The organism is uncultured Faecalibaculum sp. (assembly GCF_910588395.1).
Taxonomy (GTDB): Bacteria; Bacillota_I; Bacilli_A; order Erysipelotrichales; family Erysipelotrichaceae; genus Faecalibaculum.
This window is the reverse complement of the sequence record NZ_CAJUPA010000034.1, coordinates 1-17159: the sequence shown is the minus strand read 5'-3', so window position 1 is coordinate 17159 and position 17159 is coordinate 1. Positions and strand designations below refer to the sequence as shown.

The 17159-nt window shown below is 57.9% G+C and carries 15 protein-coding genes; 2 read left to right on the top strand and 13 right to left on the bottom strand.

The genetic code is table 11. The features are described 5' to 3' along the window. Window positions 1-69: 69 nt before the first annotated feature. A complete protein-coding gene (locus QZ305_RS09375) occupies window positions 70-762 on the bottom strand; it encodes a GNAT family N-acetyltransferase (protein ID WP_294731529.1) in 693 nt (230 codons plus the stop codon). A gap of 177 nt (window positions 763-939) precedes the next feature. Between QZ305_RS09375 and QZ305_RS09370 the strand changes: the two genes are divergently transcribed. After that, a complete protein-coding gene (locus QZ305_RS09370) occupies window positions 940-1758 on the top strand; it encodes a MerR family transcriptional regulator (RefSeq protein ID WP_294731528.1) in 819 nt (272 codons plus the stop codon). Window positions 1759-1928: 170 nt separating this feature from the next. Here the strand turns inward: QZ305_RS09370 and QZ305_RS09365 are convergent, their stop codons facing one another. From QZ305_RS09365 to QZ305_RS09310, 12 genes are all read right to left on the bottom strand, one after another. Continuing rightward, window positions 1929-2723 (bottom strand): SDR family NAD(P)-dependent oxidoreductase, encoded by a 795-nt coding sequence (locus tag QZ305_RS09365; RefSeq protein ID WP_294731526.1) that lies wholly within the window; start codon window positions 2721-2723, stop codon window positions 1929-1931. Between the two features lie 373 nt (window positions 2724-3096). Further along, window positions 3097-3909, bottom strand: a complete 813-nt coding sequence (gene trpA / locus QZ305_RS09360) for a tryptophan synthase subunit alpha (protein ID WP_294731525.1) — start codon at window positions 3907-3909, stop codon at window positions 3097-3099. Further along, on the bottom strand, window positions 3902-5107 hold the full coding sequence (gene trpB / locus QZ305_RS09355) for a tryptophan synthase subunit beta (RefSeq protein ID WP_294731524.1): 1206 nt from the start codon (window positions 5105-5107) through the stop codon (window positions 3902-3904). Before trpB ends, trpA begins: the two co-directional genes overlap by 8 nt. Next, the gene (locus tag QZ305_RS09350; protein ID WP_294731523.1) at window positions 5104-5721 is read right to left on the bottom strand and encodes a phosphoribosylanthranilate isomerase; all 618 of its coding nucleotides are present in this window, start codon (window positions 5719-5721) and stop codon (window positions 5104-5106) included. The genes trpB and QZ305_RS09350 overlap by 4 nt, the downstream gene beginning before the upstream one ends. Next, entirely contained in the window at window positions 5712-6563 is an 852-nt protein-coding gene (gene trpC / locus QZ305_RS09345; RefSeq protein WP_294731522.1) for an indole-3-glycerol phosphate synthase TrpC, read from the bottom strand. Before trpC ends, QZ305_RS09350 begins: the two co-directional genes overlap by 10 nt. A gap of 5 nt (window positions 6564-6568) precedes the next feature. After that, complete coding sequence (gene trpD / locus QZ305_RS09340) at window positions 6569-7585, bottom strand: anthranilate phosphoribosyltransferase (RefSeq protein ID WP_294731521.1); 1017 nt, start codon at window positions 7583-7585, stop codon at window positions 6569-6571. After that, window positions 7582-8199: an aminodeoxychorismate/anthranilate synthase component II gene (locus QZ305_RS09335; protein WP_294731519.1), complete on the bottom strand. Its 618-nt coding sequence runs from the start codon at window positions 8197-8199 to the stop codon at window positions 7582-7584. The genes trpD and QZ305_RS09335 overlap by 4 nt, the downstream gene beginning before the upstream one ends. Then, entirely contained in the window at window positions 8196-9659 is a 1464-nt protein-coding gene (locus tag QZ305_RS09330; protein ID WP_294731518.1) for an anthranilate synthase component I family protein, read from the bottom strand. The genes QZ305_RS09335 and QZ305_RS09330 overlap by 4 nt, the downstream gene beginning before the upstream one ends. 463 nt (window positions 9660-10122) lie before the next feature. Then, the gene (locus QZ305_RS09325) at window positions 10123-10665 is read right to left on the bottom strand and encodes a recombinase family protein (RefSeq protein WP_294731517.1); all 543 of its coding nucleotides are present in this window, start codon (window positions 10663-10665) and stop codon (window positions 10123-10125) included. A gap of 159 nt (window positions 10666-10824) precedes the next feature. Then, window positions 10825-12285, bottom strand: a complete 1461-nt coding sequence (locus QZ305_RS09320; RefSeq protein ID WP_294731515.1) for an alpha-amylase — start codon at window positions 12283-12285, stop codon at window positions 10825-10827. 200 nt (window positions 12286-12485) lie between these two features. Then, window positions 12486-13301 (bottom strand): endonuclease/exonuclease/phosphatase family protein, encoded by an 816-nt coding sequence (locus QZ305_RS09315; protein WP_294731513.1) that lies wholly within the window; start codon window positions 13299-13301, stop codon window positions 12486-12488. 124 nt (window positions 13302-13425) lie between these two features. Further along, the gene (locus tag QZ305_RS09310) at window positions 13426-15630 is read right to left on the bottom strand and encodes a PTS transporter subunit IIBC (RefSeq protein ID WP_294731511.1); all 2205 of its coding nucleotides are present in this window, start codon (window positions 15628-15630) and stop codon (window positions 13426-13428) included. A 348-nt stretch (window positions 15631-15978) separates the two neighbouring features. Here QZ305_RS09310 and QZ305_RS09305 point away from each other — a divergent pair, with 348 nt between their 5' ends. After that, window positions 15979-17016, top strand: a complete 1038-nt coding sequence (locus tag QZ305_RS09305; protein ID WP_294731508.1) for a LacI family DNA-binding transcriptional regulator — start codon at window positions 15979-15981, stop codon at window positions 17014-17016. Window positions 17017-17159 lie beyond the last annotated feature (143 nt).

The window sequence follows — 17159 nt, the reverse complement described above, 5'->3', positions numbered from 1 at the left end:
GTGGGTGTTACCGGCTCAGAATTCTGTTTTGTCCCGAAATTCACATGGTTTCCGGGACATTTCCTGTTTTCAGCCCACCAGAGCATCAAAGAGGAAAAAGGTCATGGGTGTTTTCCTGCCGCCGGCTTCCATGATCCGGTGTTCGCTGGCTGCCTGGCGCATTCCCTGTTTGCGATAGAACTGCCAGCTGCAGCTGGTATCGGTATAGAGATAGTAGCTCTGAATCCCCCGGTCACGCATAACCTGGCGGGCGTAATCGAACAGAACTTTTCCCAGCCCCTGTCCCCGCACAGATTCATCCAGTGCCAAGAACCGGATCTCGCCACCATAGCTTTTTTGCGCCCGTTTCAGCAGAATGCTGTCGGTATCATCCACATTTCCAAACAGCCGGGCTGCCCGCCGCCCTTCTTTTGTCAACAGCAGTCGGGAAATGGCTGCCGCCTGGCGAAGACGTCCGGTCCAGGGACGGTGGCGGATCCGCTTGTCCTGAATCATAATGGCTCCCAGAACCTGTTTTTCCAAAGTCAATACCATAGCCCGGTCACTGTCAGCTTCCACGCTGCTTAGAAACACATTCGACAGGCACTGGGCTGTCCGGGAATCGCAGAATTCATCATAGTGCCAGGTACGGCGGATGATATCCGCAATTGCAGTCCGGTCTGCAGCCTGCATGAGCCGGATGACTGGTTCTGTTTCCATAGCCGGAGTCGTCCGGACTGCTTCGTTCTGTGAATCTGTATATTGACGGGTTGTAACTGTCATGATTGTGTTCTCCTTTTTCTGGTCCTGAAAAAAGTCTAAACTCTACACCAGATGGAGACTCAAGAGGAAGCTGTCAGTTTTTCTCATCAGCGGCATCAGAATCAGACAACAGTTGCCTGCACCGGTCTACAGAAAGGAACATAATCTGTGACAAAGAAAATGCCAGAGAAAGAAGCCATGAAAACTGCAGAATTTGCCCGGCTGCATGGGGTGAACATCCGCACCCTGCATTTTTATGACGACAGACAGGTGTTTCACCCCGCTTACCGCAGCGACGCCGGTTACCGCATGTATCTGCCGGAGCAGTCCGTGACCTTTGAATACATCCGGATGCTCCAGGAAATGAATCTGTCCCTGGACAGCATCCGCTCCTGTCTGGATCACCCGGATCCGGAGAAGTTTGCGGATCTGATGACCGGAAAAATCCGGGAAACCGAAAAGGAAATCCGGCAGCTGGAAACCCGTCTGCAGCTGCTGAAGCGGCAGAAGCAGGACATGGAAGCCGTCAAGGAGTCCCGGTGTCAGGAAGTGCGGCTGGTGAATCTGGCACCAGCCAGCATGGTTCTCTACGATGCATCCTTTGCCGAAGCGGATCTGGAACATCACCTGGGGTGCTTCATCCGCCGGATCAGCCGGTCCCTGCTGCGGCTGGGAATTGGATCGCTGCATACGCCTGGTGAATCTCTGGATCAGTATGCAGGGCTGTTCATTGAGGCCTGCCCGGATCTCGTCCTCCAGGAAGCCCTGCGGGATCCCAGGGCTCCCCAGTCCCCGGTTCAGGTCCGCCATCTTGCAGAATGCGAAGGACTTGCCTGCATCTGTCTGCGGGAAGCAGATCAGGCAGATGCAGTCAGAGAACTGCTCCAGACCGCTGCCCGGCTGCACCGGAAACCGGCCGGGCTTATCCGGGCCCGGGTTCTGAATCTGTTCGGCACCCGAAGCGGAGAAGAGCTGGCTGTGGAGTTTGTTCTCCCCTTGCAGCCGGAAATCTTATGATGCAATGGAAACAGCCTGTGAATGGCAGACAGCATCTTCGGCGAGCTTCAGGAACCTTCTGGCCTGACATTCTCAGAATCCGGGATGTTTGCTCCAGTCGTTCATCCGCAAAAGGCAGCCGCTTCCGGCTGCCTGTCTGTCAAATTATGTGTTTTTTGCTCCCGGCTTTTCTACCGCTTCGTGCCCGCAGCCATCAGATCGCCATAAACCGGTGTCGCCAGTCCGAAACCGCCGGCCACTTCCAGGATCTGCCCGGTCACAAAAGCTGCATCATCACTGGCAAAATAGGCAGCGGCTGCCGCAATTTCCTCCGGTTTTGCCATGCGCCCGAGCACCGTCTGTTTCAGAAAGATCTCCCGGAACGTATCGCTGAGGTTGTCTTTTACCGCATCTGTGGCGGTCATTCCCGGCAGCACCGCGTTGCAGCGGATATTGTACTGTCCCACCTGCACGGCTGTGAGCTTCGTCATCTGACCAATGGCTGCCTTGGCCGTTCCATAGGCAACCTGAGAAATATCCGGTGTCACTGCAGCGACGGAGGAAATGTTCACAATGGATCCGCCTGTGGATTTCATGGCCTGAATGGCGGCTTTGGTTCCCAGAAACACACTTTTGAGATCCACATCCAGCGTATCCCGGAATACCTGCCAGTCTGTATCCGCCATGGTCCGGTCTTCCTTCGGATTCGAAGTTCCGAAGTTGTTGACAAGAATGTCCAGATGTCCCTCCTGCTTCATGACTGTATCCACCATGGTCTGATAACAGGCATCATCCCCGGCATCAAAATATACCACTTTTACATGTCCGCCATGTTTGTTCATTTCATCCGCCAGAGACTGGGCATACTCCAGCCTGCGGGCTGCCATGTAGACAATTGCGCCTTCTCTGGCGAAGCGCTCCACAATGGCCAGCCCGATTCCCCGGGTGCTGGCTGTCACCAGTGCCGTCTTGTTTTCCAGATTCATATCCGTTCCTCCTGTCCGGTTTCACCTTAGCACCGGAAACCTGTTCCGGATTCTGTAGTGCCTGCCGGATTCGGAAAACAGAAGGCAGACCTGCAACCGCAGTGGTTGACAGCTCCTGTTTTCAGACAGTCTGTCACGGCGCAAAACGTCTGATTTTTATAATTTCGTGCAAAATGCACGAGATTTTACTATAGTTCTGTGCATTTCGCACGAAATTATAGATTTTGCTATAAAACCGCATCCATTCCTGCTGGCAGACAGGCTTCTGCTTCATTCAGCAAAAAATGCAAAAACGTTCCCGATGATCTGGCTCACGCACTCATCCCGGAACGTTTTTTCTTTCTCTGCACAGTGTTTTCCGTGATCCGGATTCCTACGTCACCGTCTCCGGTCCCCGCATCCCCTGAATCATCTCCCGGACAAAGGAACCCACAGCTTCCGGTGCCTGTTTCCCATGGGCCGCCACCAGCTTCACAATGGCAGACCCCACAATCACCCCATCCGCTTTGCGGCTCATGTCCCTGGCCTGTTCCGGGCTGGAAATGCCGAACCCGATGGCCACCGGATTATCCGAATGCGCCCGGATATCCCCAATGATCTGATCCAGATCCGTATCAATCCGGGTCCTTGTTCCCGTGACCCCCAGGCTGCTCACCAGATACAGAAAGCCGGAGGCTTCCCTGGCAATCCGGGCTGTCCGTTCCTTTGAAGTGGGAGCCACCAGCGAAATCAGCGCCACGCCATGGGCAGCACAGGCCGGTTCGAACTCCGCCTTCTCCTCAAACGGCAGATCCGGCAGAATCAGCCCGTCGATTCCGCAGACTGCACAGTCCTCCATGAACCGGTCAGGTCCATAGGCAAAGGGCACATTGGCGTAGGTCATGATCACAAAGGGCACCTGCAGACCCTCCTGCCGGAGTTCCCGGGCCATTTCAAATACCTTCCGGCAAGTCACGCCACCCTCCAGCGCCCGCTGGCTCGCTGCCTGGATCACCGGGCCCTCCGCCACAGGATCCGAGAAGGGAATCCCCAGCTCGATCACCTCCGCGCCCGCGGCAGCCATCTGACGGATGCAGGCCTTTGTTGTCTCCAGATCCGGATCCCCGCAGGTAATAAAAGGAATGAAGGCTTTTCTGCCGTCAAAAGCAGCCTGCAGTCTGGCTGCGCCAGGATTGATTTCAGTCATACAGTTCCTTTCCCCGGTAGCGGGCGATCGCCGCCACATCCTTGTCGCCCCGGCCGGATACAGTGATCAGCACACTCTGATCCGGGGTCATCGTCCTGGCCAGCTTCATGCCGTAAGCCAGGGCATGTGCGGATTCAATAGCCGGAATGATTCCTTCGGTCTTTGAAAGATATTCAAACGCCTCCACCGCTTCCTCATCCGTCACCGGTACATACTCAGCCCGGCCGATGTCATGCAGCCAGGCATGTTCCGGGCCCACACCCGGATAATCCAGTCCCGCAGAAATGGAGTACACCGGCGCGATCTGCCCCTGATCATCCTGACAGAACCAGGACTTCATGCCATGGAAGATTCCGGGCTTGCCGGTGGTCAGCGTCGCCGCGGTCTCCAGCGTATTGACGCCCCGGCCAGCTGCTTCGCAGCCAATCAGCCGGACACCTTCATCCGCCAGATAATGGTAAAAACTCCCGATGGCATTGGATCCACCACCCACGCAGGCCACCACCGCATCCGGCAGCTTCCCGGTTTTCTCCAGCATCTGCGCCCGGCTTTCCCGGGAGATCACCGCCTGGAAATCCCGCACGATCACCGGGAACGGATGCGGCCCCATGACGCTGCCCAGACAATAGTGAGTGTCATCGATCCGGGTGGTCCACTGGCGCATGCACTCCGAGACTGCGTCCTTCAGGGTGGCTGTACCGGTGGTGACGGGAATGACCCGGGCTCCCAGCAGTTCCATCCGGTAGACGTTCAGAGCCTGGCGCCGGGTGTCTTCTTCTCCCATGTACACCTGACACTCCATACCCAGCAGGGCAGCGGCAGTGGCTGTGGCCACACCGTGCTGCCCGGCACCGGTTTCCGCAATCAGCCGGGTCTTGCCCATTTTCTTTGCCAGCAGCGCCTGTCCCAGCACGTTGTTGATTTTGTGGGCACCGGTATGATTCAGATCCTCCCGTTTCAGGTAGATCTGCGCCCCGCCCAGATCCTTCGACATTCTGGCAGCGTGATACAGCCGGGAGGGCCGTCCGGCGTAATCATCCAGCAGTGTCTGCAGTTCCTGCTGAAACCCCGGATCGTCTTTGTACCGGTTGTAGGCAGCTTCCAGCTCCTGTACGGCATTCATCAGCGTTTCGGGAATGTACTGTCCGCCATAGGGGCCGAAACGCCCGGGTGTTTCCTGTGTCCGGTTTTCTGTCATCGTCCTGTTCCTCCTTCTGTATCTCGTTCATGGATGCCGATGGCGGCCAGAAAGGCTGCCATTTTCTGTGGATCCTTGCGTCCAGCTGTCTCGATTCCGCTGGATACATCCAGCGCCCGGGGATGCAGGGCACAGGCAGCTGCCGCGTTTTCCGGACACAGTCCCCCTGCCAGAATATAAGGTCTGGCAAAGCCTTTCAGCAGGGACCAGTCAAAGGTCCGGCCCTGTCCTGCCCCTGCGTCCAGCAGCACGTGATCGGCACAGGAAGTCAGCGCCGGCTGCAGATCAGAGGCCTGCCGGATCCGGAAGGCCCGGATCACCGGCGCCTTCTGCTGCAGGCGGCGGATCATCTCCGGCGGTTCACTGCCGTGCAGCTGGATCATGTCAATTACGCCGGTATCCACCAGCATTTCGATTTCTGCCGGATCCTGATTGGCAAACACCCCCACCGCGGAAATACCGGGATCCAGCCGGGATTTCAGAACCGCTGCCTCTTCCGGATGCAGACAGCGGGATGATTCCGGAACAAACACAAAGCCCGCCATGTCCGGGTGCAGCCGGTTGACCACGTCCACATCCGCCATGGTCTGCAGTCCGCAGAATTTCACCTGCATATCCCGTTCCCCTTTCCCTCTCTCTGACAGCTTCTGCCGGGGCACGCAGCCACGCTGCCGGTGAGCCAGGTCAGCGTTTTCCCTTTGTCTTCTGCCCGCATCAGCGTTTCCCCCACCAGCACGGCATCCGCAAATTCGGCTGCTGCTGTCACATCTGCCGGGGTGCGGATGCCGCTCTCCGATACAAACAGCACATCCGGCGGGATCAGGTCTGCCAGGTTCCGGGCATTGACCATATCCACCGAAAACGTCTTCAAATCCCGGTTGTTGACACCAATGATGCGGGCGCCCGCCGCCACAGCCCGCCGGACCTCTGTCCTGTCATGGCACTCCACCAGGGCGCTCAGACCCAGGCTGTCAGCCAGCTTTATGCACTCTGACAGCTGCCGGTCCGTCAGAAGGCTCACAATGAGCAGAACAGCATCGGCTCCCAGAAGCCGCGCCTCCCGGATCATATAGGGATCCACCACAAAGTCCTTGCGCAGAACCGGAATCTGCACAAGAGCGGCAATCTCTCTCAGATACGAGTCGCTGCCCAGAAACTGTGTGGGTTCCGTCAGGACGGAGATGCAGTCGGCGCCGGCAGCTTCATAGTCCCTGGCGATATCCCCATACGGAAACGTTTCATCGATGATGCCTTTGGACGGGCTGGCTTTTTTCACTTCTGCGATCACTGCCAGTCTGCCCGTGCCAAGTGCCTGCTCAAAGGCGAAGGGCGGCAGATGACGGGGCGCGGTGTTTGTCAGCTGTTCCAGGCGGGATTCCGGAAGACGGATTTTGTGCTGCTCTGTCCGGATCCGGGCTGCCTGGGCGAGAGTCTCCAGAACTGTCTGTTTCTTCATGATACTCACATCCGGCTGGCGGCAGTGACTGCTTCCAGCGTCTTCAGTGCCCGGCCGGAATCAATGAGTTCGGCCGCCAGTGCGATGCCCTCCTGCATGGTGTCTGCCTTCTGGCCGATGTACAGGGCCGCACCGGCATTCATGAGCACAGCATCCCGTTTTGGCCCTCGCTGGCCGGAGAGAATCGCCCGGGCAATCCGGGCGTTGTCTTCGGGATCTCCGCCCTGCAGATCTTCCCTGCGGCAGCGCTGCAGTCCGACCTGCTCCGGTGTGATTTCGTATTTCTTCACCCAGCCATCCCGGATCTCGCAGATGGTGGTGGGTGCCGACAGGGAGATTTCATCCAGTCTGTCCTGACCGTAGACCACCATGCCCCGTTTCACACCCAGACTGCAGAGCACATGGGCCAGAGGCTCCGTCAGGTATTCGTCATAGACGCCCAGCAGCTGCATGGAAGGAGAAGCCGGATTGGTCAGGGGCCCCAGAATGTTGAAAACGGTCCGGAACCCCAGTTCCCGGCGTATGGCCCCCACGTACTTCATGGACGCATGATAGTTCTGAGCGAACAGGAAACAGAATCCGGTGTCTGCCAGCATCTGCCGGGCTTTGTCCGGGTTCTGATTCAGACTGACGCCCAGGGCTTCCAGACAGTCAGCCGTTCCACAGCGGGAACTGGCAGCCCGGTTGCCATGCTTGGCAACTTTCATGCCCCCGGCAGCCGCCACCAGGGCGGAAACCGTGGAGATGTTGAAGGAATTCGAACCGTCCCCGCCGGTTCCCACGATTTCAAAGACCTCGAAATCCGTTTTCACCGGGGTGGCGTGCCGGCGCATGGCCGCGGCACAGCCGGCAATTTCATCCGCCGTCTCCGCTCTGGCGCTTTTGGCAGAGAGGGCCGCCAGAAACGCGGCGTTCTGTGTGGGGGTGGTGGCACCGTCCATGATTTCGTTCATGACAGCATACGCTTCTTCGTAAGTCAGGTCCTGTTTGCTGACGATGTGGGCAATGGCTTCTCTGATCATGCGGATTCTCCTTCCTGTGCAATGCAGTTTGTGACTTTGGGGCTGGCTGTTTCGGCCAGAAAGCCGGCCAGTATGGCTTTTCCCATGGGTGTGAGAATGGATTCCGGATGGAACTGGACACCGTAAACCGGAAAATCTTCATGTTCCACCGCCATGATCTGACCATCTTCGCTGCAGGCAGTGACCTTCAGCTCCGGCGGCAGGGTGTCCTCCCTGACCGCCAGGGAGTGATAGCGCCCGGCTGAGAATTCCCGGGGCATCCCGGCAAACATCCGGGTATCCGGCTCTGTCAGGATCCGGCTGGCTTTTCCGTGCATGAGTGCAGGGGCATGAGTGACCGTGGCACCGAAGGCAGCGCAGATGGCCTGATGGCCCAGGCAGACACCGATGATGGGAATTTCTCCGGCGAAGGTTCTCACCACCTCCATGATGATCCCCGCATCTTCCGGTTTCCCCGGTCCTGGGGAAAGAATGATGTGGGTGGGACGCACAGCGCGGATTTCCTCCAGCGTGATGCAGTCGTTTCGGACCACCTGCACCCTGCCGCCCAGTTCCTGCGTCAGCTGAACCAGGTTCCAGGTGAAGCTGTCGTAGTTGTCAATCAGCAGAATCACAGTAGTTCCTCCTGTGCCTGCAGCAATGCGCGCAGGGAAGCGCGGGCTTTGTTCAGGCATTCTTCATATTCTTTCTCCGGATCGGAATCCGCCACGATTCCGGCGCCGGAGCGGACAAATACCTGTCCGTTTTTGCGGTACACCAGCCGGATGGCAATGCACATATCCATGTTCCCGGAAAAATCCAGATACCCGATGCAGCCGCCGTAGATGCCCCGTTTTGCACCCTCCAGCTGACCGATCAGCTGACAGGCCCGGATCTTGGGGGCACCGGACAGAGTGCCCGCAGGCAGCACAGCCTGAATTGCATCCAGGGCATCCAGGTCCTGGCGAATCTGCCCGGTGACGGTGCTGCCCAGGTGCATCACGTGAGAGAAGCGCTGAATGGCATGCAGCGTTTCCACCCGCACCGTGCCGGTTTCGGATACACGTCCCAGATCGTTGCGTCCCAGATCCACCAGCATGTCATGCTCTGCCAGCTCCTTTTCATCTGCCAGCAGTCCGGCTTCCAGCGCCAGATCCTCCTCCCGGGTCTGCCCGCGTTTCCTGGTCCCGGCCAGCGGAAAGGTGAACATTTTTCCATCTTCCAGCTTCACAAGGGTTTCCGGGCTGGCCCCGGCGACTTCCACATCCGTACCGGAGAAATAGAACATATAGGGGGAAGGATTGATTGTGCGCAGCTGCCGGTAGGTATCCAGCAGGGTTCCTTCAAATCCGGCAGAGAGACGGTTGGAGAGAACGATCTGAAATATGTCTCCCTCCAGGATCCGCTGTTTTGCCTCCCGCGTCATGCGCGTCCAGGCCGGTCGGTCAAACATCGGCCGGATTTCGGAGGTCAGCCGGCTGCGGGGTTCAACTGCTTTGGTGCCGGTTTCCAGCAAATCCTTCATCTGTGCCAGCTGTCTCATGGCCCGGTTCCAGGAAACCTCCGGGTCATGCAGGTCAACGGTGGCAATCAGCAGGATTTTCTGCTGCTGATGGTCGAAGGCGATCACATTTTCAAAGAGCATGAGATCCAGGTCCCGGAAGGCATCAGGGTCAGCCACCGGCACTTTGGCTGCGGGTTCGGCGTACTGCAGGAAGTCGTAGGAAAACCAGCCCACCAGGCCGCCGCAAAACGGCGGCATCCCGCAGATCCGGGGACTTCTGTGCCGTTCCATGATCTGCCGCAGCTGAATCACAGGATCCTGCGTTTCCAGAACCAGATCCTGGATGCGCATCACATGGTCCATGCAGGTGATTTCCATCCGGGGATCAAATCCCAGAAAGCTCCAGCGGCCCCAGTTTTCATTTTCCCTGGCACTCTCCAGCAGATACACATGACTGGAGACGTGTTTCAGGATCCGCAGGGCTTCAATGGGGGTGATGAAGTCCGACAGGATGGAAGCAGCCACGGGCATGGTGTCATACCCCAGGGAAGCATAGTGGCGGACGTCTTCGAAGGCGGGAAAACAGTGCATAAACGGCTCCTTTCGATGAAAAAATCCCTGACAGAAAACACTTCTGTCAGGGACGAATCTTTCATCATGATCCGCGGTGCCACCCTGGTTCATGGCAGGCCATGCACTTGCGGGATACCAGCATATCCCCGGACCTTTACGCTGTCCTTGCGTCGCAGGATACTCCGGCTGCCCGTTTCATTGCGCCCTTGGCGGTCCATTTGACAGCTGGGTCCTGACCTGACTCTCATCCTCGCAGGCTCTCTGTACAGCCCTGGCTGCCGTTATCTCCGCTTCAACGGTTTCGATGGGACCAGTGTGCCACAGACCAGTGGACCGCGCAAGTCTTTCACCTGATTTTCTGAAAATTTTCACCAGATTTTGAGAACGAATGTAAGGAAACAGCCTGCCGAAGGTGCCAGACATGAAAAGAGCCGGCAATCCCAAGGTATTCCTGCGGTTTGCCGGCAGTGGATGGGCTGCTTCAGATACCGGATTTTCCGGTTTTTCCGGTGCTTTCATGATACCAGCGCAGAAAGGTGGTGTGGGAGACTCCCAGGCGGGCCGCAGCTTCCCGGGCAGACAAAGTGCCCTCTTCATAGGACTGGCGGATCTGCCCAAACCGGGGAGGTATTTTCTTGGGACGGCGTCCCAGACGAAGCTCGCCCTTCCGGATTTTCCGCTGCCGGGCTTCCTGACTGTTTCGCCGCATCGTCTGCTCTGTCCCCAGCAGATAGGTCATGAATCCGGACAGACTGTCCCGGGATGCCGGATTTTCCGGAAAATCCAGCACACTCACCGTCACATCCCGCCGGGTCAGTTCTCCCCATTTGGCGCACATCTGGGAGATGGTGCTGCCCAGGCAGGACAGAGAGGGAATGGTCACACTGTCTCCCTTCTGCACCGTGTCCAGAAGCCGGTCAAAGCCAGGCTGTCCCTGCTGGCCGGACTGGTCCTGAAAAATACGGCCGGAACAGAAAGGTTCCAGGTGCCGGGCTGTATCCATCATTGTGTATCCATACTGCATGGGATCCCTCCTTAATTCCGGCTTTGCCGGCGGAATATCCGGAACATCTCCGGAATCCGGACCATATTGTTCCATTGTACCGGCTGGCAGCATGCCGAAGGGTGTGTTTCAGCCGGGAAGGGACAGCCCGATGTCTCCTGTCACGCTGCTTCCGGGCCTTCAGGACATCAGGGGCAGCTGACCACAGGTCCGTTTCGCCCAGTCCTCTTCCCGCACATAGATGCCCGGCTGACCGGGACGGCAGGTGAATGTGCCCGCGCCGCTGCTGCTCATGGTCACTTTGTGACCGGGATCGGTGATGTCCAGAAAGGTGATTCCGGCCAGTTCCGGGTCTGTCAGGGTGTACTGTTTCCAGTCGGCTTCCGTGAGAATCACGAACACCGGAGACCGTCCTTTCACCAGCCAGGCCAGCATCTGCCCGTCATCAGTCCAGAAGTCCGTCAGGTCATTGCCCAGCAGATTCCGCCGGATCCAGACCATGTCCCAGAGCCAGGGGACAGGGCCGGCACTGCCGTCTGCCAGTCCGTACAGATCTCCGTAAAACACACAGGGACAGGGCTGGGACCGCAGAAGAATCAAAGCGTACGCCTGCGGCTTGAACCAGGCCGGGATCCAGGATTCCAGGGCCTGCCCCGGCTGGGTATCGTGATTGTCCACAAAGGCGCAGGCATACCGGGGCTGATGATCTGTGAGGGTATCCTGCCAGAGGGTCCGCAGATCAAAGCTGCCCTGAGACAGCGCCGCCTGCCGCAGCCGGTGATGCAGCGGCACATCAAACAGCGCCATGCAGTGACCGCAGTCCTGCAGATACTGATCCAGTTCCTGCACATTGCCGCTCCAGTATTCCCCCACAGCATAAGCCGGGCGCCCCAGTTCCTGCTCCATGGCCTGCAGCCAGCCATCGAAGAACCGGGAGTCGATGGACTTCACCGCATCCAGACGGAAGGCGCTGATGCTGGCAGTACGGGCGTACCAGCGGCCCCAGCTGTACAGCTCCTGCACAACTTCCGGCACGGTGAAATCCACGTCGGAGCCCATGATGAAATCGAAGTTTCCCTGTTCCCGGGAGACATGGTCATTCCAGCGCTTTCCTTCAAACTGCAGCAGTCCGGTATCCCCCGTAGCCTGATCGAAGTCGGTTCCGGTGAAATCCTGCCAGTCCCAGGTGAACGCCGAGTACTTTCCCTGGCGCTGAGGAAAGGTGTATCTGGTCCATACCTGTACGGTATGCGGCTGTCCCAGGGCTTCGTTCCGGTTCTGCCAGTTCATGGAGGCAGCCTGAATGGTGTCGGTGGCATCGGATCCCATCCGGTGATTGAAGACGATATCCGCCACCACATCCAGTTTCGCCTTCCGAAGAGCCTGTACGGCCGCCAGGTATTCCTCTCTGGATCCGTATTTGGTTTCCACGGTGCCTTTGGCGCTGAATTCTCCCAGATCATACATGTCGTACACCCCGTAGCCGGTGTCGGCTTTTCCAGCCTGTCCCTTGTAAGACGGCGGCAGCCAGATTTTTGTGAATCCCGCTTCCTGCAGTCCCGGGGCGGCGGCTGCCACACGGTTCCACAGCTGTCCGTCATCCGGGAGGTTCCATTCAAAAAACTGCAGCATCGTTTCCATCTCTGTTCCTCCTTCACTTGCAGATTTCAGCTGCAGTATACGAAAAGTGCCGCTTTCACGCTTTTCATTTGCCTGCCCTAAAGAACAGGAACAGTGTTTCAGGAACCAAAAAAACCGCCGGCTGCCTCTCTGAGATGGCAGCCGGCGGGTGTGCAGGGCGGATGATGCCCTGTCAGCGAAGCATCATCGGCATGGACTGTTCAGTCTTCTGTCTGGACCAGGATCCCGAAGTGATCGGAGATCACCGGCTGGGTTTCGCCGTTGAACACCACCTGGCTGGAGCTGACGTTCACCGGCTGACGGCTCCAGATCTGATCGATGCGCCGGGCGGGCACGTTTTCCTGATCCCGCCAGCCGTCAATGACGCCGCAGACGGTCCAGCCTGCGTCTTTGTGCCGGGCGAGTTCCCAGGTATCCGCAAATCCCGAGGCGGTCACCAGATCATGGGTTTCGCCTTTGCAGGCGGCATCCCCGTTGAAGTCCCCCAGCAGATACACCGGCGCATCCTGTGGGAGCTGTTTCAGGAACGACTGCCACTGGGCGGCGAAGGGTTCCTGTTCATCTGACCACCAGCTCATGTGAACGGAGAAAAACCAGCCATCTTCGGTGCGGATCCCCAGCAGCCGCCGGGTGCGGTAGTTGTGATAGTCGCAGGTGCGGGAGACGAGGAAATCCGCCGTTTCCAGAATCGGTTTCCGGGAGAACAGCGCCAGGCCTTCGTCATATTTGTCATAGCCGACTTTGGCCGGGAGCCAGCTCCAGTGGTATGACAGGCCGTCCTGTTCCAGGAGCCGGATCAGGGCCAGGGCATGATTGTCGGCTTTCACCGGAATGGCGTGCTGCGCGGGGGTATAATCCGGACCGGGCTGGCTGGGGGCGGCGGTCATGGTCTGATTGACTTCCTGCAGGGCGATGATATCCGGCTGCAGTTTCAGGATTTCCCGGGCGAAGATCCGCTGTTTGGCGGGTGTGTCCGATTCTTCCAGGGAATGGGTATTGAGGGTGAGAAGTTTCATGGGTTCCTTTCCTGTCCGCAGCCGGTTTCTGCCGGTGCGTCAATCACAGTGATGTAAAAGGGCGGACCGGGATGGCCGCGGTCCGCCCTGGAAGACGGTCAGTCTGCAACTGGCTGTTCTGTCTTCAGAGAATGTCGTTGATGTCGGATTTCAGCACGTCGGCTTTCGGACCGTAGACTGCCTGGATCCCGGTGTCCTTGCGGACCAGACCCATGGCGCCTTCCTTTTTCCAGGCTGCGGCATCCGCCACTTTTTCCGGATCCTTGACCGTGACCCGCAGACGGGTCATGCAGGCGTCCACCAGCACGATGTTCTCACGGCCGCCCAGCAGCGCAATGATGCGTTCGGGCTGGCTGTTTCCGTCACCGGCGGCTTTTGCGCTGCTGCCGGATGCAGAATCATCGTCGTCATCGGTCTGGTAGTTGCCCAGCCGGCCGGGTGTGGCGTAGTGGAACTTGCGGATCATGAAGTACGCCACGAAGTAGCCGATGGCGAAGAACACGATGCAGGCGATGACGAAGTTGATCAGGTCTCCCTGCAGGCCGGCGTTCAGGGACATCGGAATGCGGGTGGCAAACTCCAGGTTGCCGAAGCTGTGGAGCCGCAGATGGAAGATGCCTGCCAGTGCGAAGGCACAGCCCTGCAGCACGGCGTAGACAATGTACAGAGGAACAGCGCAGAACATGAACATGAATTCCAGGGGTTCTGTGACACCGGTCAGGAACACCGCCAGCGCCAGGGAAATGAACATGCCCTTGTACTTCTTTTTCTTGTCCGCATCCACACAGCGGTACATCGCGAAGGCAATACCCAGCAGCAGGCCGGTGGCGCCGATCATCTGTCCCACTTTGAAGCGGGCGGGTGTCACGGTCTGCAGCAGTTCGTTATAGGCTGCCATGTCGCCGGCGTTCTTGTAGTTGATCAGGTCATTGACCCAGGCCAGCCACAGAGGATCCTGACCGAATACCTGTGTGCCTGCCTGTGCACCGGTCATGATTTCATAGGTGCCGCCGAAGGAGGTGTAGTTCATGGGAATCGTCAGCATGTGGTGCAGGCCGAAGGGCAGCAGCAGACGCTCCAGGGTTCCGTAGATGAACGGCGCCAGGATCGGCGATGTTTCCGAGGAGTTGGCGATCCATACACCGAATTCGTTGATGCCCAGCTGGATCATGGGCCATACAACGGCGAGAACCAGGGAAATGATCACGGACCAGACAATTACCACCAGGGGCACGAAGCGCTTGCCGTTGAAGAACGCCAGGGCATCGGGCAGTTTTCGGTAATTGTAGTACTTGTTGTAAATGATGGCACCAGTGAACCCTGCGATCATACCCACAAACACGCCCATGTTCAGCGCCGGAGCACCCAGCACGCTGGTGAAGTAGCCATCCACGGCAATTTCCTGGCCGAAGAGGGTGTGAGTCATGGCAGCGGGATCTGCCAGCATGTCGTTTGTCACGCCGAAGATCTGACCGGTGATGCTGTTGATGAGAATGAAGGCAATGCACGCCGCGAAGGCCCCGCCTGCCCGTTCCCTGGCCCAGCTGCCGCCAATGGCAATGGCAAAGAGCAGGTTCAGGTTGTTGATGATGGCCCAGCCGATGTTTTCCATGACTGCGCCGATGGTGAGAATCACAGGAACGGAAGCGCCGGACATGGCCACCAGCTTGCCCAGGGAGATCATCAGACCGGCTGCGGGCATGACGGCGATCACGACCATGAGCACTTTGCCGAATTTCTGAAGGGCGTCGAAGTTGATGTTCAGCTTCTTTTTCTTCTTCTTTTCTTCCGGCCTGGCGGCTTTGGCTTTCGCTTCGGTCGCTTCCGGTTTTTCGCTTTTCTCTTCTGCCTGTCTGGGGAACAGGGTCAGCACGGCTGTCTGACCGGCTTTGCCCTTTCCTTCTGCGATGTCCATGACCACATCATCGCCGCCTTTGCAGAGGATGATGGGCGTAATGGGGTTGATTCCCTTTTCCTTGAGGAAATCCAGATCCACTTCCGCGATCAGGTCCCCCTTTTTCACTTTGTCACCGGCTTTTGCATGTACGGTGAACGGCGCCCCTTCCAGACCCACGGTTTCCAGGCCCACATGCACCAGAACTTCCTTGCCGTCTGCGGTCTTGAAGCCGAAGGCATGTCTGGTTGGCGCGATCATGCTGAGGGTGCCATCCACGGGGGCTACGATTTTTCCGTTTTCCGGAATCACCGCGGCACCATCGCCCATCATTCTGCCGGAAAAAATCGGGTCCGGCACCTGGTCGATGGGAACGATTTCTCCATCCAGGGGCAGCACGATCAGAATACTGTCATTCTGTCTCTTGTCAGTCACTGTAATTCCCTCCTTCTCGGTAAGTGCTTTCATTGTATGGCCCGGTCTCCGTTTGTGCAATAGTTTCCGCAACAATTTCCGAAAATATTTCCGCAAACTGCGACAATCTCCCAGTATTTGCCCAGTTAAACCGGATTATTTTCCCGTATTTCTGTCCGGTTTGCGGTTTCTGTCTCATTTTTCGCAAACGTTGCATTACAAGTAATCGGTTTCATGTTAACATTGCTGCATAAATACAGCGGCTCCATGCTGTTGTGTCGAAAGCGCAAAAATGCAATGCAGCAATGCAATGATGCCTGATATGCAATGCAGCTGTGCCATGCTGTTTGATTTAGAAAGGGTGATCTTATGGCTGCCACGATCCGCGATGTAGCCGCACTGGCCGGGGTGTCTCCTTCCACGGTGTCCCGGACATGCAGAAACAGTTCTTCCATCTCTCAGAAAACCCAGGAGCGCGTCCGTCAGGCCATGGCGCAGCTGGGCTACGAGCCCCCTGCCGTCATGCCGGTGCAGCCGGAGACCAGCCAGCGCACCCTGGGCATCATCCTGCCGCCTTCTCCGGGAGTCTCCTTTGAAAACCCGTTCTTTCTGGAGGTGCTGCAGGGAATCACGCAGCTGTGCAATGAAAAGAAAGTGCTCACGGCTCTGATCACCGGAAAGGATGACGCGGAGCTGCTGGACAGCGTGCAGTCTCATTCCCGCAGCCGTCTGGTCCATGCCTGGATCGTGCTGTTCTCCCAGGAAGAGGATCCGGTGGTGGACTATCTCTGCCAGGAAGGGCTGGATTATGTCCAGATCGGTCAGCCTTCCAGCCACCCCAATGAAACGGTGGCAGTGGACAACGACAACATTGCGGCGGGGCAGGAAGCGGCTCGCTATCTCTGGGAACTGGGTCACAGAAGACTGGCTTTCGCCGGATCCAATCCCCGTCACCGTTTTTCCTGTGCCCGGCTGGCGGGCATCCGGCTGTATCTTCAGGAACAGGGGCAGGACCTGCCTGCACAGTACACGGCTCAGGTGGATGTGGAAGAGCCGGAGGCAGTGGCCACGCTGGAACACGTACTGTTTCCGCCCGCCGGTCCCCGTCCCACTGCGGTGGTGGCATCGGATGAAATGCACGCCGTGCTGGTGCGGCAGATCTGCCAGGAAAAAGGCCTGCGGATCCCCGCAGACCTGTCCGTGATTTCCTTCAACAATTCCATCGTCTCCACCATTGTTTCCCCGAAGCTGACGTCCATTGACGTGAATGCCCGGCAGCTGGGGATCGAAGCGGCGCTGCAGGCCATCAAGCATCTGGAAAATCCGGATCTGATGCCTTCCCGGACACTGGTGCCTTTTCAGCTGGTGCCGCGGGAAAGCTGCGGAGCACCGGGTACGGCTGACTGAAGGATCCTGCTTCCGGATCACCGGGATGGCAGCAGCCCTTTGCGGTCCTGGCAGAACCCGGGGACATCCATTCACCTGAAAAGCAGATACATACGAAATCTCATGGCTGAGTCAGCCACCTGCCATAGATGAAAACAGTAGTA

What these genes read in the sequence shown, in the direction of transcription:
- QZ305_RS09375 (WP_294731529.1), bottom strand. Translation starts at nt 762, where the DNA reads ATGACAGTTACAACCCGTCAATATACAGATTCACAGAACGAAGCAGTC.
- QZ305_RS09370 (WP_294731528.1), top strand. Translation starts at nt 940, where the DNA reads ATGAAAACTGCAGAATTTGCCCGGCTGCATGGGGTGAACATCCGCACC.
- QZ305_RS09365 (WP_294731526.1), bottom strand. Translation starts at nt 2,723, where the DNA reads ATGAATCTGGAAAACAAGACGGCACTGGTGACAGCCAGCACCCGGGGA.
- trpA (WP_294731525.1), bottom strand. Translation starts at nt 3,909, where the DNA reads ATGACTGAAATCAATCCTGGCGCAGCCAGACTGCAGGCTGCTTTTGAC.
- trpB (WP_294731524.1), bottom strand. Translation starts at nt 5,107, where the DNA reads ATGACAGAAAACCGGACACAGGAAACACCCGGGCGTTTCGGCCCCTAT.
- QZ305_RS09350 (WP_294731523.1), bottom strand. Translation starts at nt 5,721, where the DNA reads ATGCAGGTGAAATTCTGCGGACTGCAGACCATGGCGGATGTGGACGTG.
- trpC (WP_294731522.1), bottom strand. Translation starts at nt 6,563, where the DNA reads ATGAAGAAACAGACAGTTCTGGAGACTCTCGCCCAGGCAGCCCGGATC.
- trpD (WP_294731521.1), bottom strand. Translation starts at nt 7,585, where the DNA reads ATGATCAGAGAAGCCATTGCCCACATCGTCAGCAAACAGGACCTGACT.
- QZ305_RS09330 (WP_294731518.1), bottom strand. Translation starts at nt 9,659, where the DNA reads ATGCACTGTTTTCCCGCCTTCGAAGACGTCCGCCACTATGCTTCCCTG.
- QZ305_RS09325 (WP_294731517.1), bottom strand. Translation starts at nt 10,665, where the DNA reads ATGCAGTATGGATACACAATGATGGATACAGCCCGGCACCTGGAACCT.
- QZ305_RS09320 (WP_294731515.1), bottom strand. Translation starts at nt 12,285, where the DNA reads ATGGAAACGATGCTGCAGTTTTTTGAATGGAACCTCCCGGATGACGGA.
- QZ305_RS09315 (WP_294731513.1), bottom strand. Translation starts at nt 13,301, where the DNA reads ATGAAACTTCTCACCCTCAATACCCATTCCCTGGAAGAATCGGACACA.
- QZ305_RS09305 (WP_294731508.1), top strand. Translation starts at nt 15,979, where the DNA reads ATGGCTGCCACGATCCGCGATGTAGCCGCACTGGCCGGGGTGTCTCCT.